The 21,903-nt window shown below is 56.4% G+C and carries 20 protein-coding genes; 7 read left to right on the forward strand and 13 right to left on the reverse strand.

Going from position 1 to position 21,903, the window contains the following annotated elements:
- Positions 1-74: 74 nt before the first annotated feature.
- The 3 genes from folM to ydgH all read right to left on the reverse strand — a co-directional run bounded on the left by folM (position 75) and on the right by ydgH (position 3,348).
- A complete protein-coding gene (folM, locus tag AC0TOY_RS14260) occupies positions 75-797 on the reverse strand; it encodes a dihydromonapterin reductase (RefSeq protein ID WP_061715397.1) in 723 nt (240 codons plus the stop codon).
- A 39-nt stretch (positions 798-836) separates the two neighbouring features.
- On the reverse strand, positions 837-2,219 hold the full coding sequence (locus tag AC0TOY_RS14265) for an amino acid permease (RefSeq protein ID WP_090417216.1): 1,383 nt from the start codon (positions 2,217-2,219) through the stop codon (positions 837-839).
- Positions 2,220-2,403: 184 nt separating this feature from the next.
- Positions 2,404-3,348 carry a DUF1471 family protein YdgH gene (gene ydgH, locus AC0TOY_RS14270; RefSeq protein ID WP_024909331.1) on the reverse strand — a complete coding sequence of 315 codons (945 nt, stop codon included), beginning with the start codon at positions 3,346-3,348 and terminating at the stop codon, positions 2,404-2,406.
- Positions 3,349-3,883: 535 nt separating this feature from the next.
- Here ydgH and pntA point away from each other — a divergent pair.
- Positions 3,884-5,413 (forward strand): Re/Si-specific NAD(P)(+) transhydrogenase subunit alpha, encoded by a 1,530-nt coding sequence (gene pntA / locus AC0TOY_RS14275; protein ID WP_024909330.1) that lies wholly within the window; start codon positions 3,884-3,886, stop codon positions 5,411-5,413.
- Positions 5,414-5,423: 10 nt separating this feature from the next.
- On the forward strand, positions 5,424-6,812 hold the full coding sequence (pntB, locus tag AC0TOY_RS14280) for a Re/Si-specific NAD(P)(+) transhydrogenase subunit beta (RefSeq protein ID WP_024909329.1): 1,389 nt from the start codon (positions 5,424-5,426) through the stop codon (positions 6,810-6,812).
- Between the two features lie 123 nt (positions 6,813-6,935).
- On the opposite strand, the gene uspE is transcribed toward pntB, so the two are convergent.
- The 7 genes from uspE to AC0TOY_RS14315 all read right to left on the reverse strand — a co-directional run bounded on the left by uspE (position 6,936) and on the right by AC0TOY_RS14315 (position 14,105).
- Positions 6,936-7,886: a universal stress protein UspE gene (gene uspE / locus AC0TOY_RS14285; RefSeq protein ID WP_024909171.1), complete on the reverse strand. Its 951-nt coding sequence runs from the start codon at positions 7,884-7,886 to the stop codon at positions 6,936-6,938.
- A 109-nt stretch (positions 7,887-7,995) separates the two neighbouring features.
- A complete protein-coding gene (locus AC0TOY_RS14290; protein ID WP_014883604.1) occupies positions 7,996-8,178 on the reverse strand; it encodes a hypothetical protein in 183 nt (60 codons plus the stop codon).
- Positions 8,179-8,324: 146 nt separating this feature from the next.
- Positions 8,325-9,077 carry a fumarate/nitrate reduction transcriptional regulator Fnr gene (fnr, locus tag AC0TOY_RS14295; protein ID WP_006174991.1) on the reverse strand — a complete coding sequence of 251 codons (753 nt, stop codon included), beginning with the start codon at positions 9,075-9,077 and terminating at the stop codon, positions 8,325-8,327.
- A gap of 183 nt (positions 9,078-9,260) precedes the next feature.
- Positions 9,261-9,776 (reverse strand): methylated-DNA--[protein]-cysteine S-methyltransferase, encoded by a 516-nt coding sequence (gene ogt / locus AC0TOY_RS14300; protein ID WP_032651063.1) that lies wholly within the window; start codon positions 9,774-9,776, stop codon positions 9,261-9,263.
- Positions 9,777-9,786: 10 nt separating this feature from the next.
- Complete coding sequence (gene abgT / locus AC0TOY_RS14305; RefSeq protein WP_048991204.1) at positions 9,787-11,313, reverse strand: p-aminobenzoyl-glutamate transporter; 1,527 nt, start codon at positions 11,311-11,313, stop codon at positions 9,787-9,789.
- Between the two features lie 36 nt (positions 11,314-11,349).
- Complete coding sequence (locus tag AC0TOY_RS14310) at positions 11,350-12,795, reverse strand: M20 family metallopeptidase (protein ID WP_061715394.1); 1,446 nt, start codon at positions 12,793-12,795, stop codon at positions 11,350-11,352.
- Positions 12,795-14,105: a M20 family metallo-hydrolase gene (locus AC0TOY_RS14315; protein WP_216356897.1), complete on the reverse strand. Its 1,311-nt coding sequence runs from the start codon at positions 14,103-14,105 to the stop codon at positions 12,795-12,797. The genes AC0TOY_RS14310 and AC0TOY_RS14315 overlap by 1 nt, the downstream gene beginning before the upstream one ends.
- Positions 14,106-14,280: 175 nt before the next feature.
- Here AC0TOY_RS14315 and AC0TOY_RS14320 point away from each other — a divergent pair, with 175 nt between their 5' ends.
- Complete coding sequence (locus AC0TOY_RS14320; protein ID WP_417927276.1) at positions 14,281-15,192, forward strand: LysR family transcriptional regulator; 912 nt, start codon at positions 14,281-14,283, stop codon at positions 15,190-15,192.
- Between the two features lie 355 nt (positions 15,193-15,547).
- A complete protein-coding gene (gene smrA, locus AC0TOY_RS14325; RefSeq protein ID WP_048991196.1) occupies positions 15,548-16,111 on the forward strand; it encodes a DNA endonuclease SmrA in 564 nt (187 codons plus the stop codon).
- 27 nt (positions 16,112-16,138) lie between these two features.
- On the opposite strand, the gene tcp is transcribed toward smrA, so the two are convergent.
- On the reverse strand, positions 16,139-17,800 hold the full coding sequence (gene tcp / locus AC0TOY_RS14330) for a methyl-accepting chemotaxis citrate transducer (RefSeq protein WP_090417214.1): 1,662 nt from the start codon (positions 17,798-17,800) through the stop codon (positions 16,139-16,141).
- A 143-nt stretch (positions 17,801-17,943) separates the two neighbouring features.
- Between tcp and AC0TOY_RS14335 the strand changes: the two genes are divergently transcribed.
- The 3 genes from AC0TOY_RS14335 (at position 17,944) to umuC (ending at position 20,650) form a co-directional block, all read left to right on the forward strand.
- Positions 17,944-18,810, forward strand: coding sequence for an aldo/keto reductase family oxidoreductase (locus tag AC0TOY_RS14335; RefSeq protein WP_473721979.1), 867 nt, complete (start codon positions 17,944-17,946; stop codon positions 18,808-18,810).
- A 159-nt stretch (positions 18,811-18,969) separates the two neighbouring features.
- On the forward strand, positions 18,970-19,404 hold the full coding sequence (gene umuD, locus AC0TOY_RS14340; RefSeq protein ID WP_407859873.1) for a translesion error-prone DNA polymerase V autoproteolytic subunit: 435 nt from the start codon (positions 18,970-18,972) through the stop codon (positions 19,402-19,404).
- The gene (umuC, locus tag AC0TOY_RS14345; RefSeq protein WP_473721980.1) at positions 19,388-20,650 is read left to right on the forward strand and encodes a translesion error-prone DNA polymerase V subunit UmuC; all 1,263 of its coding nucleotides are present in this window, start codon (positions 19,388-19,390) and stop codon (positions 20,648-20,650) included. Before umuD ends, umuC begins: the two co-directional genes overlap by 17 nt.
- A gap of 12 nt (positions 20,651-20,662) precedes the next feature.
- Here umuC and AC0TOY_RS14350 read toward each other — a convergent pair whose 3' ends face one another.
- Entirely contained in the window at positions 20,663-20,932 is a 270-nt protein-coding gene (locus AC0TOY_RS14350; protein ID WP_248164238.1) for a hypothetical protein, read from the reverse strand.
- 82 nt (positions 20,933-21,014) lie between these two features.
- Positions 21,015-21,902 carry a LysR family transcriptional regulator gene (locus AC0TOY_RS14355; protein WP_473721981.1) on the reverse strand — a complete coding sequence of 296 codons (888 nt, stop codon included), beginning with the start codon at positions 21,900-21,902 and terminating at the stop codon, positions 21,015-21,017.
- Position 21,903 lies beyond the last annotated feature (1 nt).

Genomic DNA, 21,903 nt, shown 5'->3' on the forward strand with positions numbered 1-21,903 from the left:
CGCGGAACCTTAACCTTCCATTAATCTTTCAAAATTAACGCCGGTTCCGTAATTCTGGTTGTTATTCGTTTTCACTAGCGCAGCGGGCGGCCGCCGTCCACGGCAAAGGTTCTGCCGGTGACATAGCAGCTGGTGAGCAGGTAATCCACGAGGTCGATGACCTCTTTCTCGCCAGGAGCGATTTTCATAAGCGACTTATTCAGCGCCTGCTGGCGATACTCCGCATCATCGTTTTCGTTAAACAAAATCATCGCCGGGGCGATGGCGTTCACCTTCACCTCGGGCGCAAGCTTGCGGGCAAACGAGCGCGTCATATTATCCAGCGCGGCTTTGCTGGCCGCGTAGGCGATGTGCTTGTCGCTTCCGCGCTCCACCACATAATCAGTGAAGTGAATGATGTCGCCCGCAGCATGCCCATGGCCGCGCAGCAGATCCTGCAGGGCGTGGTTGAGCAGATAAGGGGTATTAACGTGGATCTGCAACATGGCGGAGAGCGTTTCGCTGAGTGACGTACCGGGTTTTTCGGCACGCCATGCGCTGGCGTTATGGATCACGGCGCGCAGCCCCGTCGTGGTGGACTTCACCTCTTCCGCGAAAGCCAGAATGCCTTCATCGGTTGAAAAATCAGCCTGAATGCAGACCGCTCCGGCTTTGCGTAACCCTTCAATCGACGGGTATTCCGTACGGTAGCTGACAATGACAGGATGGCGAAGGTTGAGAAAGTGATGGGCAAGAGCGAGGCCGATACGGCGGCCTCCACCGGTAATCAGTATTGGGCGAAGCGGTGCATTTCCCATCGTATTCTCCTTTACAGTTCAACAATGGGAAAGGCGATGCTATCCCATTAACATCCAGGTTGCCGGCAGGGCAGCAACCAGTAGCAGTCCAATTAATGCCATCTCACGGCGTTTCAGCGCATGCTCCAGCTGATGCGTGCGGCGGGCGTAGATAAACACCAGCAGACCCGGTGCGTACAGCACTACCGACAGCAGCAGATGCATAGGTCCGGAAGCATACAACAACCACAGGCCGTAAATACAGGCTCCGACACCCACGACATAATGCGCCGGGCGTGTGGCAATTTTTAACAGATACGCACCCACTAAGAAATAGGGTACCAGAATCATCTCCGAGGCGATGGTCAGCAGCGTGTTATAGTCTGAACCTGTGAGCCAGATCAGCACCAGGCAGACCTGAACGCTGATGTTGGTCAGCCAGAGTGACGCCGACGGCGCGCTGTTTTTGTTTTGACGGGCGAACAGGCGTGGAAACGCCTTGTGCGTCGCGGCCAGGAACGGCACTTCAGCCGCCATGATGGTCCAGCTCAGGTAAGCGCCGCAGACGGAGACGATCAGTCCTGCGGCAATCACCACATCGCCCCAGGGACCGAGCATTTTCACCATCAGGCCTGCCATTGACGGGTTACGCATTTCCGCCAGCTCAGGACGCGCCACCACGCCCAGCGACAGCAACGTCACCAGCAGATAGACCCCGAGCGCGGCCAGTACGGCCAGCAGCGTGGCGCGGCCCACATCGCGTTTATTCCGTGCACGGGCAGAAACCACGACCGCACCTTCCACACCGATGAACACCCACAGGGTAATCAGCATCGTGTTTTTCACCTGCTCCCAGACGGGAACGCCCAGCGCAACGCCGCTGAAATCGAGCTTGAATACGTCCATACGGAACGCAATAAAGGCCAGAACAATAAACAGGCCGAGCGGAACCAGTTTCGCCAGCGTCGCCACCAGATTGATGCTGGCGGCCGTTTGTACGCCGCGTAATACCAGCCAGTGGACGAACCACAGCAGCACCGAGGCGCCCACAATAGACTGCCAGGTATTCCCGTCGCCAAAGAGACGCAGCTCTGGCGTATCGGTAAAGAAACTGAGCGCCGAGAAGACGATCACCAGATAGGAGACGTTGGCGATAACGGCACACAGCCAGTATCCCCATGCGGAACAGAAGCCAATCAGCTCGCCGAAACCTTCACGTGCATAGGTGAAAATGCCGCCGTCCAGATCCGGGCGAATGCGAGTGAGGAGCAGCATGGCGAAGGCCAGCAGCAGTATTCCGACACCGGTAATGCCCCAGCCAATGATGAGCGCGGAAGGGCTCGCGACGGCCGCCATATTTTGCGGCAAACTGAATACGCCTGCACCCAGCATTGAGCTTAAAACGAGTGCAGTCAGAGCACTCAGGCCAAGTTTCTTTTCCATTGGCTTCCTGTTATGAAAGGTCAAAATCCAGAATAATTATTTCGCTCAGGCGCATAAAAATGGTGGATCACACTAAGGCGCGGGATTTTACGGAGTGTAACGAAAGCATGCAATGACGTGTGGCAGAAATTCAAAAAAAGTAACAAAAAAGGCGGCATTGCGCCGCCTTTCGTAAACGATTTTGTTACTTGTACAGATCGGCGCTGATGGTCACGTTGTTACCACGTTCCTGCCACTGGCGGGTGATGTGGTAGTACTTCGCCCCTTTCTTCGCCGCACGCTTCGCGACCTGGTAAGAGACTTCCGTCATGTTGCCGTAGTTGCCGGTAAACTTAATGCTGTCGAACGGCACCATCTGCGCTGCAGTGGCGTTGTTCAGCTCTTCAATTTTGGTACCGTCCGGCAGCGTAACGGAATAGCGGCCACCTTTTGTGGACTGCGTTTCGAAGAAACGGCCCACTTCAGCGCTTGGGGCAGCCGTCGTTGCTACGCCTGGAATTTCAACTTTCTTCGCTTCTTCGCCGCCTTTTGCTATTGCCGCGCGACCTGCTTCTGAATTCGCCGGGATGGCATCCGGGCTCTGCAGAACACGTTTTTTCGCATCTTTTTTATAGATGAACGCGGTAATACGCTGGTTGCCACCCTGGTTAGCATCGACCTGACGCACGATGAAGAACGAGTAGGCCCCTTTCTCTTTCGCGGCTTTGGTGATGGCATCGTTCACTTCAGGCTGGCTGCGATAGAAGCCCTGAACAGTGACGGTGTCGTAAGGTTCCAGCTCAATCGCCTGATCTTTCGGCAGTTCAACAACACCGTTGATCACGCGGTTTTTCGGTGCGTCAGCTTTTGGCGCATTGTCTTTGAACAGCGCAATGGTCACGCGCTGGTTACCGCTGTTGCCGTAATCGGACTGGTCAACGACATAAAACGAGGCAGCCCCGTTTTTATCAGCAGCTTTTGATGCCGCGGCGACGGCGTCGCCAATAGAATTATAACGACCCACAATGACCGTATGGTCAAAAGGTTTTAACGCTGCCGCTTGCTCCGGCGTTAACTCTGTTGCGGCATTCGCAGACAGGGCGGTCGCGGAAAGAAGTGCGGACGCCAGGAGTGTGTTCTTAAGCTTCATAAAAATGATCCTTCGCCTTGCGCAAACCATGTACTGGTATTGTTGTTAATTTGAGACGGTCCCGATTATTGCATTTAAAACCCGTCGCTGTCTGCGCCATTTTTCACTGCCCGTGCTTACTGAATCACCTTATTCGATAACATTTAGTGATATGTTGAAAAAACACGCGTTTGACAAGTAAAACTGATAAAGCATATGACTTTTACAAGTTAATTTAATGTTAACAAGTTGTTCTCTTATGGCGCTATATCATGTTTTTACCGCTTCGTTTGCGCGATTTATCGGTTCTGGCGATGAATTTAAGGTAAATATCACTGTCAGTGACGCCGATCGCTTATTTTTCACAGATAAAGTAAGAAATAGTGTTTTCTGGCGGTAGATCACGGGCGCTATTTTCAGTAGGTTATAGACAGTTTGTTACTGTTTTATTTTCCGGGGTTAATCATATCTCGTCGCTCGCGCGATGGCGAAAATTGATACAAACCGCGGGCATTTATCGATAAACCATCATCAAAAACCGATGGAAGGGAAAACTATGCGTATTGGGGTACCAAAAGAACGGTTAGCCAATGAAACCCGCGTAGCGGCAACACCGAAAACGGTGGAGCAACTGCTTAAACTGGGTTTTACGGTCGCGGTCGAAAGCGGCGCAGGCAAACTGGCGAGTTTCGATGACGAGGCCTTTATCCAGGCTGGCGCAGAAGTGGTCGACGGTGCTGACGTCTGGCAGTCGCCGGTAATTCTGAAGGTCAACGCACCGGAAGAGAGTGAAATTGCGCTGCTGAATCCGGGGACGACCCTGGTGAGCTTCATCTGGCCTGCGCAAAACCCGGAGCTGATGGAGAAGCTGGCGGCCCGTGGCGTGACCGTGATGGCGATGGACTCCGTGCCGCGCATTTCGCGCGCGCAGTCGCTGGATGCCTTAAGCTCCATGGCAAACATTGCCGGCTACCGCGCCATTGTTGAAGCGGCCCACGAATTTGGTCGCTTCTTTACCGGTCAAATCACCGCCGCGGGTAAAGTCCCTCCGGCGAAAGTGATGGTGATTGGTGCGGGCGTAGCGGGCCTTGCCGCCATCGGTGCGGCAAACAGCCTGGGCGCTATCGTACGCGCCTTTGACACCCGTCCTGAAGTAAAGGAACAGGTTCAGAGTATGGGGGCCGAATTCCTTGAACTGGACTTTAAGGAAGAGGCAGGCAGCGGCGACGGTTACGCGAAGGTGATGTCCGAAGCCTTTATCAAAGCCGAAATGGAACTCTTCGCCGCGCAGGCGAAAGATGTCGACATCATTGTCACCACCGCGCTTATCCCGGGCAAACCGGCGCCGAAGCTGATTACCCGTGAGATGGTTGACTCCATGAAATCGGGCAGCGTGATTGTCGACCTGGCCGCCCAAAACGGCGGTAACTGTGAATATACCGTACCGAATCAGGTGACCACGACCGCGAACGGCGTGAAGGTGATCGGCTATACCGATCTGCCGGGCCGTCTGCCAACGCAGTCTTCTCAGCTGTACGGCACGAACCTCGTCAACCTGCTGAAGCTGCTTTGCAAAGAGAAAGACGGCAACATCACCGTCGATTTTGACGATGTGGTGGTGCGCGGCGTCACCGTGGTCCGTGAAGGTGAAATTACCTGGCCTGCGCCGCCTATTCAGGTTTCTGCTCAGCCTCAGGCTGCAGCGAAAGCGGCGCCCGCGCCTAAAGAGCCCGCCAAACCGGCTTCTCCGTGGCGTAAATACGCGATCATGGCGCTGGTGATTATTCTGTTCGGCTGGCTGGCTGATGTCGCGCCGAAAGAGTTCCTCGGCCACTTTACCGTCTTCGCGCTCTCCTGCGTCGTAGGCTACTACGTGGTGTGGAACGTCTCCCATGCGCTGCACACGCCGCTGATGTCGGTAACTAACGCCATCTCCGGGATCATCGTAGTGGGGGCGTTACTGCAGATTGGTCACGGCGGCTGGATCAGCTTCCTGAGCTTTATCGCGGTGCTGATCGCCAGTATCAATATTTTCGGTGGTTTCACCGTGACTCAGCGCATGCTGAAAATGTTTCGTAAAGGCTAAGGGGTAGCATATGTCTGGAGGATTAGTGACAGCCGCATACATTGTTGCTGCAATCCTGTTTATTTTCAGTCTGGCGGGGCTTTCCAAACACGAAACGTCTCAGCAGGGGAATAACTTTGGTATCGCCGGGATGGCGATTGCGCTGATTGCCACCATCTTCGGGCCGGATACCGGCAACGTGGCGTGGATCCTGGTAGCGATGATCATCGGCGGCGCGATTGGTATTCGCCTCGCGAAACGCGTTGAAATGACCGAGATGCCGGAGCTGGTCGCTATTCTGCACAGCTTCGTGGGTCTGGCGGCGGTGCTGGTGGGCTTCAACAGCTACCTGTATCACGAACCGGGCCTGGAACCGATTCTGGTGAACATCCACCTGACGGAAGTGTTCCTCGGTATCTTCATCGGTGCGGTGACCTTCACCGGTTCTATTGTCGCGTTCGGCAAACTGCGCGGGAAGATCTCCTCTAAACCGCTGATGCTGCCAAACCGTCATAAGCTGAACCTGGCGGCGCTGGTCGTGTCGTTTGTACTGCTGGTGGTCTTCGTGCGTACCGAAAGCGTCGGTCTGCAGGTGCTGGCGTTGCTGGTGATGACCATCATCGCGCTGGCGTTCGGCTGGCACCTGGTGGCGTCCATCGGCGGTGCGGATATGCCGGTGGTTGTCTCGATGCTGAACTCCTACTCCGGTTGGGCGGCAGCGGCGGCAGGCTTTATGCTGAGCAACGACCTGCTGATCGTCACCGGTGCGCTGGTGGGTTCTTCCGGTGCGATCCTGTCTTACATCATGTGTAAGGCGATGAACCGTTCGTTCATCAGCGTTATCGCCGGTGGTTTCGGGACCGATGGGTCTTCTTCCAGTGCGGATGAAGAAGTGGGGGAACACCGTGAAATTTCTGCGGAAGATACTGCAGACATGCTGAAAAACTCGCATTCCGTGATCATCACTCCGGGCTACGGCATGGCGGTGGCGCAGGCGCAGTATCCGGTGGCGGAAATCACCGAGAAGCTGCGCGCGCGGGGTATTAAGGTTCGCTTTGGTATTCACCCGGTGGCAGGGCGTCTGCCTGGCCATATGAACGTGCTGCTGGCGGAAGCGAAAGTGCCTTACGACATCGTGCTGGAAATGGACGAGATCAACGATGATTTCGCCGACACCGACACCGTGCTGGTCATTGGCGCCAACGATACCGTTAACCCTGCTGCACAGGACGATCCGGGTAGCCCAATCGCCGGTATGCCGGTTCTGGAAGTGTGGAAGGCGCAGAACGTGATTGTGTTTAAACGCTCCATGAATACCGGCTATGCCGGGGTTCAGAACCCGCTGTTCTTCAAAGAGAACACCCACATGCTGTTTGGCGATGCCAAAGCCAGCGTGGATGCGATTCTGAAATCACTCTGACAGGGTAAAGCCCGGTGGTGCAAGCTTACCGGGCCTACCAAACCCGTAGGCCGGGTAAGGCGAAGCCGCCACCCGGCAAAAAAAAACCGCCGGTTCCCCGACGGTTTTTTTTCATCTTGCTGGTTAATCGTCTTCCGGATCGTCCAGCTCAACCGGCGTCTGGTACTCATCCGGCTTAATGACCAGCAGGTCGCAGCGCAGATGGTCGATTACCTGTTCGGCGGTATTGCCGAGGAAGGCGGCAGAAATACCGGTCCGGCCAATGGTGCCCAGCACCACAATCCCCGCCTGCAGGTGTTCCGCCAGGTCCGGGATCACCTCTTCAGGCAGTCCTTTTTCCACGTGGGTCATTTTCTCATCAATGCTGAATTTCTGGCGCAGCGCTTTCATGGCCAGCAGGTGCTGACCGCGGATCGCGTCGTTGTACACGCTCGGGTCAAATTCAGGCAGCTCAATGGCAATGTTAATCGGGGTGACCGGATAGGCGCCCACCAGATGCACTTCGGTATGATTCACCTGATCGGCAAGCTGGAGGGTCTCCTTCACCAGCTTCTCGTTCAGCGAATTGTGGTAATCCTCTTCGCTCGCGAGGTTTACCGCCACAACGGCTTTTCCGCCTTCAGGCCACGGCTGGTCTTTCACCATCCAGACCGGGCAAGGGCATTTACGCAGCAAGTGCCAGTCGGTCGGGGTGAAGATCACGGATTCCAGCTTGTCGTGCTGGTGCGCCATCTTCAGCAGCAGGTCGTGCCCACCGGCGACAATCTCCTGGATGATGGCTTCGAAAGGTCGGTTATGCCAGACCACTTTAATATCAATGGGCACACCCGCTTCCAGGTAATACTTCGCCTGTTCACGGATCCACGCGGTACGCTGGCTGATGACGCCCTGACGCATAGCGGTGCGCTCGTCAGGCGACAGAAGGGTGGTCATCTCATACGAGAAGTCATAGATCGGCAAAAACGCTTTGATTTTGCCACCAATCCGTTGATGTAAATACACAGCACGTCGTAATGCCGGCTGATCGTCCTGATTCGGATCGATAGCTACCAGCATGTTTTGATACTTGGCCATACAGGTCTCCTTACTACTGTCACCACAGTCTGTAATTAAAAGAGTAACCTATATATCCTGAATGAAACAGAGGGGAGGTTTTGCCAGATCAATAATTCATGAAAATTTATCAGAGGAAAAGCACTGTGGTCGTCACCGCGATAAACGCAATAAACAGCAGCACCATCACCGCTATCGCAAAGGTCGTGGAGTCCTGAACGTAGGTTTTTTCCTCCCCCTTCATTGGGCCGACAAGCATGATCCAGATGAAGATAAAGGTCACTGAGGCGATCACGACTGAAACGAAAAACAAACTTTCTCTCAATTCATAACCTCAACGAGAACCTTTCGGGCGCTGTGTGGGGACGTACTACGGTGAAAATATCTTGAAACGAAAGTGATTATACCAGACCAATAAATCACAAGAATTTATCAGTCTGGTCATCAACAGGTGGAAAGTTATGCCACGTTGCGGGCGTGCCCGGCAAGAACGGCCAGCGCTTCACCGTTTTCGATAGTGATGTATTTACCTTTAACGGCCAGCATCCCGCTCTTCTGGAAACGACCCAGCAGACGGCTGATGGTTTCCACGGTCAGACCCAGGTAGTTACCGATATCGCCACGCGTCATCGTCAGACGGAATTCACGCGGCGAGAAGCCACGCTCGGCGAAGCGGCGGGAGAGGTTGTAGATAAACGCGGCCAGGCGCTCTTCTGCATTCTTTTTGGAAAGCAGCAGGATCATGTCCTGATCGCCTTTGATCTCACCGCTCATCAGACGCATCATCTGCTGACGCAGGTTAGGCATCTTGCCGGAGAGATCGTCCAGGGTTTCAAACGGGATTTCGCAAACCATTGAGGTTTCGAGTGCCTGAGCAAAGCTCGGGTGATGGCCCGTGCCGATGGCATCAAAGCCCACCAGGTCGCCCGCCAGATGGAAGCCGGTGATCTGCTCGTCACCCTGTTCGGTGATGGTGTAGCTCTTGATGGTGCCAGAACGGATAGCATAGAGCGATTTCAGTTCGTCTCCCGCTTTAAACAGCGTCTGCCCTTTCTGAATAGGCTTTTTGCGCTCGATGATATTATCAAGCTGATCGAGTTCATGCTCATTCAGGGTAAACGGGATACAGAGCTGGCTGATGCTGCAATCCTGGCAATGGATAGCACAACCGCCAGACTGAATGCGTCGTATAATTCGCTTTTCCGGGATCATAGGTTTGCTCAAGCCTTAATTGATATTGGTCAATTTTAACATCTTTTTGGTAAGTACGTAAGCCTGACAAACCCTCAATAAGGACAAGAGACGGCAACGTGTCGCCATCTTCTTGAAATTCCACAGCTTGATTATGGATTTTTACCCTAACCGGTAGAAAATTAAGCACAAAAAGCCTGGGAACTAGAGCAAGAGATACCCTTCATGACGCAGCAGCCACTCTTTTCGCTGCACGCCACCGGCATAGCCTGTCATGGTACCGTTACGGCCAATGACGCGATGGCAGGGTACCACGATGCTCACCGGGTTAGAGCCGTTCGCGGCACCCACCGCGCGTGCTGCTCCTGCGCGGCCTAGCTGCTCCGCAAGCTGGCCGTAATGCATGACCTGCCCGCATGGAATCGAACGTAGCGCCTGCCACACTTCGCGCTGAAAAGGCGTGCCCGCCGTGGCGGTCGGCAGAGTATCGATGATGCTGAGATCGCCTTCGAAGTACGCCGCAAGCTTGTCGCTCAGCCCGCCCGGATTGGTGGCGCGGATACGTTCATATCCCTGTGAGCGGTAGTGAATCGCAAGCAGTTCTTCCATGCGGTCGCTGTGCTCTTCCCATTCGACGGCGCGCAGGCAGAACTGCTCGTCCGCGATCACCCACAGCGGGCCGAGCGGCGTCGCAATCTTGTCTTCGAGTAATCTCAGCATCCTCATTCCTTTAGTTCAGCCTCGGGTAAATCCCCGGTCCAATCGGCAGGCCGACAAGATACCATGCCACCAGCATCACCAGCCATACCCCTAAAAAGATAAGCGGGTAGGGTAAAACCAGCGAATAGTAGGTACCCAGTTTGGCCTCGGGTTTATAGCGCTGCAGGAAGCCTAAAAACAGCGGAACAAACGGCGAGACTGGCGCCAGCGGAATAACCGAAGAGTCCGCGATGCGGAACAGGATCTGCGCGAAAGCCGGGTGGAACCCCAGCATCATAAACATCGGTACGAAGATCGGGGCCAGAATCGACCAGATGGCGGAGCCGCTGGCGATAAACATGCACAGCAGGGATGACAGCAGCGCCAGGCCGACAAACGCCGGTACGCCGCTTAATCCGGCAGCCTCCAGCGCGTCGGTCAGGCCCACGGCCATAAACTTGCCCATGTTGCTCCAGTTAAACATCGCCACAAACTGCGCCAGCGGGAACACCATCACGATAAAGCCCGCCATCTCCTTCATCGGCTCGATCATCAGCTGCGGCAAATCGCCCTGACGGCGGATTTTGCCGGTAGCGATACCGTAGGCGAGCGAAACGACAAAGAAGAAGAGGATAATCAGCGGCACAATGCCCTGAATAAACGGTGACGGCAGGACCGTATGTTTAACCGGATCGCGCAATATGCCGTTTTCCGGGACCACCATCAGCGCCACCAGCGCGATAAAGGCCAGCGAGACCACGCCAGCCACGCGCAGGCCGAAGCGCTGCTCTTTGCTCAGGGTCTCCAGCTTTTCATCGCTACGGCCTTCCCATTTGCCCAGGCGCGGCTCGACGATCTTATCGGTAATCAGCCCGCCGACAATCGTCAGGACAATGACCGAGCTTGCCATAAAGTACCAGTTGTCGATCACGCTGACGTGCATAGCCGCATCAATGGTCTTTGCCGCCTCCGTGCTGATGCCCGAGAGCAACACGTCGGTGGTGACGATAAGCAGGTTAGCGGTGAATCCGCAGCCCACCCCCGCAATCGCCGACAGCAGGCCCGCCACGGGATGACGACCGACGGCGAGGAAAATCAGCGCTCCCATCGGCGGCATGATCACCAGCGCGGCGTCGGAGGAGATATGGCTGAAGAAGGCGATAAACAGCACCATGTAGCTCGCGTACCGCGCGCTGACGTGGGAAGCCATCTTCACCATTAATGCGGGCAGCAGGCCAACGCGTTCTGCCAGCCCGGCACCCAGCACAAGCGCCAGAATGGCGCCCAGCGGGGCGAAACCGCTGAAGTTTTTGATGACGTTAGGTAAAAACCAGTGCAGTCCGTCAACGCTGAGCAGGTTTTTCACCGCCACCAGGCTGCCGTCAGCCGGGCTGCGCACGCTCACGTCAAAGGCGGAGAGCACGGCGGTGGCGACCATCAAAATCACGATCAGATAGATAAACAGCAGGAAAGGGTGCGGCACTTTATTGCCGATCCTTTCAACCCAGCCATAGAGCTTACCGGATGGGGAATGCGAAGGTATGGATGACATACTCATGGGCGTTCCTCGGGAGTGTTGTGTTGTTGTGTTTTTTTATTTTAAAGGTGACGGTGTCACGCCCTGTGGGATCGGACACGCGTACGGTTTTTCTTGTAATTGTTGTTCGAACTCTTCACGGCATTTGTTCAGCAGCGCTGCGTCCAGCAGCAGATTGAGCGCGGTCGCACCCATCACTTTTCCGGCCAGCAGCATGCCTTTGTGAGCAATGGAAGTACGCCCCTGGGACACCAGCTGCCAGGTGTGCAGCGGCGTGCCGACGGTAAAGCAGGGGCTGAAGCACTGGGCGACCGGCATTTTCCAGCTGACGTCGCCCACGTCCGTTGAGCCCGCCAGCACGTTGTCGGTAATAGCGTAGGGCGCGACTTCATCCACCAGCAGCGTCGCCTGATGACGACGGGCAAAGGCTTTACCCGCTTCGCCACCCGTGGCGGCAATATTTTTCAGGCTGTTTTGCAGATCGTTCGGCGTCAGCGTGGCGCGGATCTTGCGGGCAAACTCGCGCTCCTCGTCGGTCCACTCCGGCGTGCCGTAGTGCTGCAGGGCGCGATACATCGCCGCCTCAAGCGTGCGGTTCGGCAGATAGCTGGAGCAGGCTTTATCAAAGCGGCATTCGACGGTGGTTTCGGTCATCAGCGCCGCGCCCTGGGCGATTTTCTCGATGCGCTCGTAGATCTGCTGCGCATCCGCCATCTCCGGGGCGCGGATCAGGTATAGCACCTCGGCCTGCGCCTGCACCACGTTGGGCGAAATCCCGCCGGTATCGGTAATGGCGTAATGGACGCGTGCTTTCTCGATAATGTGTTCGTTAAGGAAGTTGGTGCCGGTGGTCATCAGCGTCACGGCGTCCAGCGCGCTGCGTCCCAGATGAGGGGAGTTGGCCGCATGTGCCGCCACGCCGTGAAAACGCCAGGCGGCCTGAATATTCGCCAGCGTGCTGACGTTAAACATCCCGGCAAAGGCTTCCGGGTGCCAGGTGACGGCGGCATCGACGTCATCAAACAGCCCTTCGCGCACCATAAAGGTTTTCCCGGAGCCGCCTTCTTCGCCGGGACAGCCGTAAAAACGCACCGTTCCGCTGCCGCCGTGCTGCTCCAGCCAGCTTTTCACCGCCACTGCGCCCGCAAGCGCCGCGGTGCCTAAGAGGTTATGCCCGCAGCCATGGCCGTTGGCTCCCGGCGTGGCAGTCTGCGCGGTCGCGCAGTGTGCCTGCTGGCTTAACCCGGCCAGCGCGTCGTACTCGCCCAGCAGGGCGATAACCGGTTTCCCGCTGCCGAAGCTGGCGATAAACGCGTTGGGGATGCCGCCTGCCTCGCGGATCAGCGTGAAGCCTTCTGCTTCCAGCTCGCTGGCCAGCCGTTCGGCGGACCAGAACTCTTCAAAGCGGGTCTCGGGACGATCCCAAATCGCGTCGGCAATATCGGTTAACGTCCGACATCGCGTGTCGATCGCATCGGCAATAAAAGCGTAGTTCTCCTGCATTACACACCTCGCGTCCACGGGAAATTGAGCGCAGTTCGCGCCAGCGTTTCGATGGCGACAGGCATGACCTGCTCATCAAAGTCGAATTTTTCGTTGTGATGTCCGGCGCTCAACTCCGTGCCAAACACCATATAGGACGCCATGCCGCCGTTCTGCTGCACGCGGGCCATCATCAGCGTGGCGTCTTCGGAGCCTGCCGGGGCTTTCACCTTATCGATGGCATGGACAACCCCGGAAACCTGGCTCGCCTGCTCGCGCAGATAATCCACCCAGGCCGGCGTCGGTGCGCTGGAGGTGGCAGCCCCCATCAGGCGCATCTCGGCGTTCACGCCGTAGAGGGCCGCCGCGCCGGTAACCACTGCCTGCGCGCGTTCAAAGACGTACTGATTAATCACTTCGGTTTCGCCGCGGGTTTCAACTTTGATCAGAGCATTGGCGGGCACCACGTTGCGTCCGCTGCCCGCCTGCATCACGCCGACGTTTACCCGGGAGGCACCTTCGCTGTGCGGGGCGATGCTGTGCAGGGCGAGGGCGGCCTGCGCGGCGGCGAGCAGGGCGTTACGACCGTCCTCCGGCTTACCGCCCGCGTGTGCGGCCACGCCGGTAAAGTTCACGTCGAACTTGGTGGTGGCCATAAAGTTATCGCTGCCGCAGATCACCGTTCCGGCAGGCACGCCGGTACCAATATGGATGGCGGTGAAATAGTCCACGTCGTCCAGCGCCCCGGCGGCAACCATGGCGCGCGCGCCGCGCGTACCTTCTTCGGCGGGCTGGAAGATCAGCTTGATGGTGCCGTTCAGCCGGGCTTCATTCTGCTTAAGCACCTGCGCCAGCCCCAGACCAATGGTGGTGTGGCCGTCGTGCGCGCAGGCGTGCATCATTCCCGCGTTGCAGGAGGCAAACCCGTCGCGGGACGGGCGATGGCTGTCGTCGAGCGCTTCGCTTAAATCAAGGGCGTCCATGTCCACGCGAAACGCCAGGGTTGGGCCAGGGCGGCCGGTATTCAGGGTCGCCACAATGCCGGTAAAGCCGCCTTCAAACGGCGCCAGCCATTTCTCAGGCGCGCCCTGCGTCCGCGCGCGGGCAAACTCATGCGCCAGGGTAGCGGCATCGGGCAGCCCCATACGGCTTTCGGCATCGACCACGTCGCGCCCCATCGCCAGTTCGTAACCCAGCGAGTCCAGGATTTCCGCGACTTTCGCGGCGGTACGAAACTCTACCCAGCCGGATTCCGCGAAATGGTGAAAATCACGACGCCATGCGCTCAGTTGCGGGGTTAACGTCTGGATGTACTGCGCCAGTGTGTCCATATCTGTTCCTGTCATCATTAAAATATGTGAACTGCTTCACGCTGTGATAGTTTTTACTTATCACTAACCGATTTTTCACAGTTTTAACCGTTCAGGAATTACCCTCGCACATCCCTTTCCATTAAAGTAGATGACAGTTTCTTTACTCTGATAAACAACGGTTATCGGTCGGGCTATGACATTCCAGATTAAATTTCATCAAATCCGGGCGTTTGTTGAGGTTGCGCGTCAGGGCAGCATTCGCGGTGCCAGCAGAACGCTGAATCTTTCCCAGCCGGCGCTGACCAAATCCATCAAAGAGCTGGAGGAGGGCATGGCGGCGCAGCTTTTCGTGCGCAGGAGTAAGGGCGTCGCGTTGACGGAATGCGGTGAGGGTTTTTACCAGCGCGCCAGGTTGATCCTGGAAGAGTTGCGCGCGGCGCAGGATGACATTCGTCAGCGGCAGGGGGAGTTGGCCGGGCAGATCAACATCGGGATGGGGGCCAGCGTTTCACGCACGCTTATGCCCGCCGTCATTACCCGCTTTCACGCGCAGCATCCGCAGGTCAAGGTGCGGATTATGGAAGGGCAGCTGGTATCGATGATCAATGAATTACGCCAGGGCGAACTGGATTTCACCATCAATACCTATTATCAGGGGCCTTACGACCAGGAATTTACGTTTGAAAAACTTTTCGAAAAACCGTTTGCGGTATTTTGTCGGGAAGGGCATCCGGCTACGGGAGCAACGTCGATTAATGAACTTCTGCATTATAACTGGACAATGCCGACGCCGCGGGGAAGCTATTACAAGCAATTAGAAGAGGTATTTAGCGATCGTTCGCAAATACCGCGAATTGGTGTGGTCTGTGAAACCTTTTCCTCCTGTATTAGCCTGGTTGCGCAAAGTGATTTTCTAAGCATATTGCCGCAGGAGCTAGGGTGTGACCCGCTGCTGGCGCACCGCCTGGTCATGCTGTCGGTTGTCGAGTCGCTTCCAAAAGCAGCATATTATTTAATTCAGCGCCGTGATTCACGTCAGACGCCCCTTGCCGAATCATTAATTACACAGTTCAGAAGGGAAGCGAGGAAAATAGTCGTGGCGTGAAAAGCCGACCATAAAAAACAGGGTCTGTCCGACATCTGACAGACCCTCCAGTACACACAGTAGTGCGTCCTTTCGCCAATCCTGAGTATTATATCCATGAAGCAGGTATATTTAGGTATAACACCTTTCCCGTAAAATGAAAGGATATTGAGTGTTTGATTTTACGAAAATTTAACACAAATCACTTATTTCATCTTTGCTGAAATTTTAGTTAAGTCATATTTAAGTTTATTTTATAAATACTATATATATTCATCAGGTTAATATTTGTTGCGCACGACGGCCTGTAACGGTGATTGAGGCCTGTCTCGGGCGCAGGTATAGTACCGTCCTCAGTTGTAGCCGGAGGATATCCATGAACCCTGACGACAAATCCTTTTTTCTTGACGCCATGGAAGATGTCCAGCCGCTGAAGCGTGGCCCGGATATTCACTGGCAGCCCAGCCGCAATACCCGGGTGCGCGAGGAGGTGGATAATGAACAGCTGGATAACTTCCTGACGCTCGATTTTCTTGACCTTCTTCCCCTGGAAGAACCGCTGGCGTTCCAGCGCGAAGGGGTGCAGCAGGGCGTTATCGATAAGCTGCGCTCGGGTAAATATGCCCGCCAGGCCAGCTTAAACCTCCTGCGTCAGCCTGCCGAACGCTGCCGTCAGATGCTGTTTTCTTTTATCTGCCAGGCCAGACGTGACGGGTTACGTAACCTGATTATTATTCACGGGAAAGGGCGGGAGCAGAACTCGCATCCGAATGTGGTGCGCAGCTACCTGGCGCGCTGGTTGACCGAGTTCGAGGAAGTGCAGGCCTTCTGCGTGGCGCTGCCGCATCACGGCGGCAGCGGGGCATGCTATGTTTCACTGCGAAAATCCGATGAAGCAAAACAGGAAAACTGGGAGCGGCACGCCAAGCGCAGCCGCTAGCGGGCGATATTCTCGCCCGCCTGAGACTCAGAACGTTTCCCAGTTGCTGTCGGTGGAGGGGGTTGTCGTTGCCGGGCGCAGCAGCTGTGGCGTTTTCAGATTGGCCGGGCGTGGAGCGACCGCTTTTTCTTTGCCGTTCAGACGAAACGCCGCTACCGCCTGGCGCAGCTGCTCGGACTGATCTTCCAGTGCCGCAGCCGCCGTGGCGGACTCCTGCACCAGCGCGGCGTTTTGCTGCGTCACGCTGTCCATCTGCGAAACGGCCAGACTCACCTGCTCAATACCGCGGCTCTGCTCGTCAGAGGCAGAGGAAATCTCGCCCATGATATCGGTCACGCGGGTAACGGCGGCGACGATCTCCTTCATGGTGGTGCCGGCCTCGCTCACCTGCTCAGAGCCGGTATTCACCCGGCTGACGGAGTTCTCGATAAGCCCTTTGATCTCTTTCGCCGCCTGCGCGCTGCGGCTCGCCAGCGTACGGACCTCGCCCGCGACAACCGCAAAGCCACGCCCCTGTTCCCCGGCGCGAGCGGCTTCCACCGCGGCGTTAAGCGCCAGAATGTTGGTCTGGAACGCGATGCTGTCGATCACGCTGGTAATATGCGCAATTTGCTGCGAACTGTCGGCGATTTCGTTCATGGTGCGAACCACGTTATCCACGACGTGACCGCCGCGCGCGGCCGTTTCAGAGGCGTTTTTCGCCAGCAGCGTGGCCTGACGGGCGTTATCGGAGTTCTGTTTAACCGTTGCGGTCAGCTCTTCCATGCTGGCGGCGGTCTCTTCCAGCGAGGCGGCCTGCTGCTCGGTGCGGGCGGACAGATCGTTGCTTCCTGCGGCAATTTCGCCTGCGCCGGTGTAGATGGAATCGGTGCTTCCGCGCACGGCGCTGACGGTGGTCACCAGCGACTGCTGCATCTCATGCAGGCCAGCGGCCAGCTGACCCATCTCGTTGCGGCCAGATATTGCGATATCCTGCGTCAGGTCGCCCCCTGCAATGGCGCGAATATGGTTCATAATGGAGTGGAGTGGTTTTAAAAGCAGGTGCTGTAAACCCTGCCAGATGACCACCAGAACCGCGATAACGGCCAGCAGAATTGCCGCCAGGGTCCACTGCATCTGCGTGAAGCTGCTCTGGTTCTCTTCGGTTGCGGCCTTCAGCAGGGTGTTGTTTTCGGCGCGCCAGCGGTTATAGACCGCTTCCATGTCGTCCTGCGCCTGCTGCGCGTCCAGATCGCCATAGGCCTGATAGTTGTCGGCACGCAGATACTCAATCGATAAGCGCATCACTTCGTGCATCTGGTTCCATGATTTCTGCATCTCGTCGGTCAATGCCGCCTCCTGGCCCTTAACCTGCGGCAGTTTCTGCCACTCTTTGTTATAGGCTTCGGCTTTTGCCAGCGAGTCGCCTGCGGTGCCAAGCAGCTTATTGATCGCCGCCAGGGAAGCCGGGTCACGCTGGTTTTTCAGATAGCGGATCGCCACGCGGGTGACGGTGACGCGCGTTTTCACCAGCGTGTTCACGCTGTCGCTCAGGCTTTCCTGCTGGGCATTGAGCACGCCGGAGTTCTGGAAGTTATGGCGATCGTTACTGACGGCAGAGTAGAACAACCCTCCCGTGACAACTTGCAGCAGACAGAATATGGTGAGGGCAAAGATAATACCGGTAATCACGTGCAGATTTTTCAGCATAGCGGTCGTCCGTTAGAGAAGATGCAGGGTTACTTCATTACTATCGTCGTAGAGAATGTAAACTTTAATTAACTCGCGCTTAACTAAAGGCTCCCTGAGGGAACCTGTTGTAAATCCGGATCATTTTTATGAGGAAGGTCAACATGAGCAGCATTGATAAAAGCGGGACGTACGCGCTCGGGACGCGGACGGTGAAACGGCTGGGCTACGGCGCGATGCAGCTGGCCGGGCCTGGCGTCTTTGGGCCGCCGAAGGATAAGCAGGCCGCGCTGGACGTGCTGCGCGAAGCGGTGGCGGCGGGGGTGAACCACATTGATACCAGTGATTTTTATGGTCCTCATGTCACTAACCAGCTGATCCGCGAGGCGCTTCACCCGTACCGGGACGATCTGACGCTCGTCACCAAGATTGGCGCCCGTCGCGACGACAAAGGCGCCTGGCTGCCGGCCTTTTCCGCGCAGGAACTGACGCAGGCGGTGCATGACAACCTGCGTAATCTGCAGCTGGACGTGCTGGACGTGGTGAACCTGCGGATCATGTTTAGCGCACACGGGCCGGCGGAAGGATCGATTGCTGAACCGCTTTCCACCCTGGCCGAATTACAGCAGCAGGGGCTGGTGCGGCATATTGGCCTGAGCAACGTCACGGCCACCCAGGTCGCGGAAGCGCAGAAGCTGGTGCCGGTGGTGTGCGTGCAGAACATGTACAACATTGTGAACCGGGGCGACGATGCGCTGGTGGATCTGCTCGCGCAGCAGGGGGTTGCATATGTGCCGTTCTTCCCGCTGGGCGGCTTTACGCCACTGCAATCGTCCGGGCTGAAGGCAGTTGCGGATTCACTGGGTGCCACGCCAATGCAGGTTGCGCTGGCATGGCTGCTGCAGCGTTCCCCAAATATCCTGCTGATCCCGGGCACCTCTTCCGTGGCGCATCTGCGGCAAAACCTCGCGGCGGGGGAACTGCAGCTGCCGCCTGACGCACTGGAAACATTGAATACGCTGATGGACTGATCGTCACAGGCGCAAAGCCGTAAGTATGCTTGCGGGCTTTGCGCGTTTTAAATCTTCTGATACTTCAACGCGTTTGGGTTCGCCTCCGGAAATGACCTTGATCCCTGGCCATAATCCGTAATACTGTATTTATATACAGTATCTGGCGAGAAAGGCATTATGGACACTCTCTTTTCTTATCATCCAAACCAATCTATTGAATTACCGTTGTTTGCAGAGCGTGTAGCCTGTGGCTTCCCCAGTCCGGCGCAGGACTATGTGGAAGATCGTCTCGATCTTAACCGGTTGGCAGTGAGACACCCCAGTGCGACCTATTTTATCAAGGTGAGTGGAGACTCCATGATTGGCGCGGGGATCGGTGACGGCGATCTGCTGGTGGTCGATCGTTCGTTAAATGCCGAACATGGGGACATCGTCGTGGCGTCGGTCGCCGGTGAGTTTACGGTGAAAGAGCTACAGACTCGCCCGGTTCTGAGACTTCTGCCGCATAATGCCTGCTATCAGCCGATTACCTTTCAGTCCGAAGAGGAGCTGCAGATCTTCGGCGTCGTCACCCACACGCTTAAAACGCATAAACATGTTCGCGCTGGTTGATGTGAATAGCTTCTATGCCTCCTGCGAGAAGGTATTTCGCCCCGATCTGCAGGGGAAGCCCATCGTGGTGGTGTCCAATAACGACGGCTGCATTATTTCACTGTCGCCGGAGGCAAAGCTGTTCGGCATAAAAATGGGGGAGCCCTATTTTAAATTCAAAGAGAAGGGCTATCCGTCGCGGGTTTACGTCTTTAGTTCGAACTATGCGCTGTATGCCGATCTCAGCAGTCGGGTGATGCAGACGCTGACGGATCTGGCTCCGGCCATAGAAATTTACTCGATCGACGAGGCGTTCGTGAACGTTTCAGGGATCGGTAACCGCCTTGCACTGGAAGCGTTCGGACACCAGATGCGCACGCAGGTCTATAAAAATACGGGCTTAACCGTTGGCGTCGGCATTGCCCCGACCAAAACGCTGGCGAAGCTGGCCAACTATGCGGCGAAGCGATGGGCTGGCACCGGCGGCGTGGTCGATCTCTCAGGCCGGGAGCGGCAGCGTAAACTGCTGGCAAAGGTGCCGGTAGAGGAGGTGTGGGGGGTAGGGCGGCGCATCACGAAAAAACTGAACGCAATGGGGATTACCACGGCGCTGGAGCTGGCGGAGGCCTCCTCGTGGGTCATTCGCAAACATTTCAACGTGGTACTGGAACGCACGGCGCGTGAGCTTCGCGGCGAGCCCTGCCTTGACCTGGAAGAGTACACCCCCACGAAGCAGCAAATCATCTGTAGCCGTTCGTTTGGACACCGCATTACCCAATATGAAGAGATGCATCAGGCGATTTGCGCCTACGCGGAGCGCGCCGCAGAGAAACTGCGCGGCGAGCATCAATACTGTCGTTTTATCAGCGTGTTTGTGCGCACCAGCCCGCACGCTGACAACGAAATTTATTACGGCAATCAGGCTTCTGTCACCCTGATGACGCCCACCAATGACTCGCGCGATATCATCCGCGCCGCCACGGAGGCGCTGGGGCGGATATGGCTCGACGGGTATCGCTATATGAAGGCCGGGGTCATGCTGGCGGATTTTTTCAGCAGCGGCGTCGCCCAGCTTAATTTGTTTGACGATAATCGTCTGCGCGCCAACAGCGCGGCGCTGATGGAGATGATCGACAGCGTAAATCATTCCGGCAAAGGGAAGATATGGTTCGCCGGGCAGGGGATTGAGAAACCGTGGGCAATGAAGCGAGAGATGTTGTCACCGGCCTATACGACGCGGTACGCCGATTTGCCGGTGGCGAAGTAGAGGCTCGTTGCGTTATTTCTTTTGCATCACCCAGGTTGCCGCAGCCGCCAGCACGCCGATCAGCGGCATTTCGCCCGCTCCGGCCAGGAAGTTATGGCGATCGATCTCATTGTTTTTACGGATATCCGCAAGGCGGGTAAGCGCCCCTTTTTTATCCGCAGCGCCGATCTCCTCAAACTGTTTTTCAAACCCCTGAGCGATGAGCTGAGCGGCCGCATCGGTGTTTGCGCTCTCAATCGCAATGAGGTTCGGGCCTTTTTGGAAAAAACAGTAATCCGGCATACGTGCTCCAGAAAGAGGGAATACGGTAAAAACACTCTATTCTTTGCGATTAAAAAATGCACGTGATTTACGGCGGAAACAATCAGTTTTTCTTTATTATTTCAGGCAGTAACTGCTCAATCACGCTGACGACCTTTCTGACGCGCTGCGGAATAAAGCGGGCGTCAGGATAGACGGCATAGAGGAAGCGATCGGGTAACCGCCAGTCGGGCAGCACCGATACCAGCGTGCCGGTTTGCAGCGCGCGTGTCACGAGCGGCTGCTGCATGCCGCCGATACCAATGCCGGACTCAAGCGCCTGCAGCAGCGCGTCGCTGGTGTTGGCACGGAAAACAGTATTCACGTTGACCTCGACCGTCTCCTCGTCAGACATCAGGCGCAGGGGAGCACCCAGCGGAATGCCGCTGAACCGCACGTGTGGCAGCGTCGCCAGCTCGCTGACGGCGCGTACCGCCTGAAAGCCGGGGGCGGCAAACAGCCTGGTTTCAATACGCCCCAGCACGCGCGCCGCATGCGCCTGCGGGGGCTCACTGCTCAGCCGTATCGCGACATCCACGCCCTCCGTCACCAGATCGGCAAGGCGGTCATCCAGGGAAAGCATCAGCTGCAGCTCGGGATGCAGACGCTGCAGCGCCAGCAGATGCGGCAAAAAAATCTGCCCCAGGCCGCTCGGTAACTGGACATGGACGCGCCCCTGAACGCTATGATCGGCAGGATGTAAACGCCTCTCCGCTTCCCCCATGGCGTCCAGCACAAGCTGCATATCACGCCGGTAACGTTCACCCTGTTCGGTCAGCTTCATCTTACGCGTCGTACGGTGCAGCAGTACCACACCCAGTGATTCCTCAAGCGCCGCGATCTGTTGACTGACGGCGGACTGCTTAATACCGGTCTGACGGGCGGCCGCAGAAAACGAGCCCGCTTCAGCGACGCGCAGAAAGGTAGAAATGGCATTGAGCTTATTATTCATT

The organism is Enterobacter sp. PL_is379 (assembly GCF_055817355.1).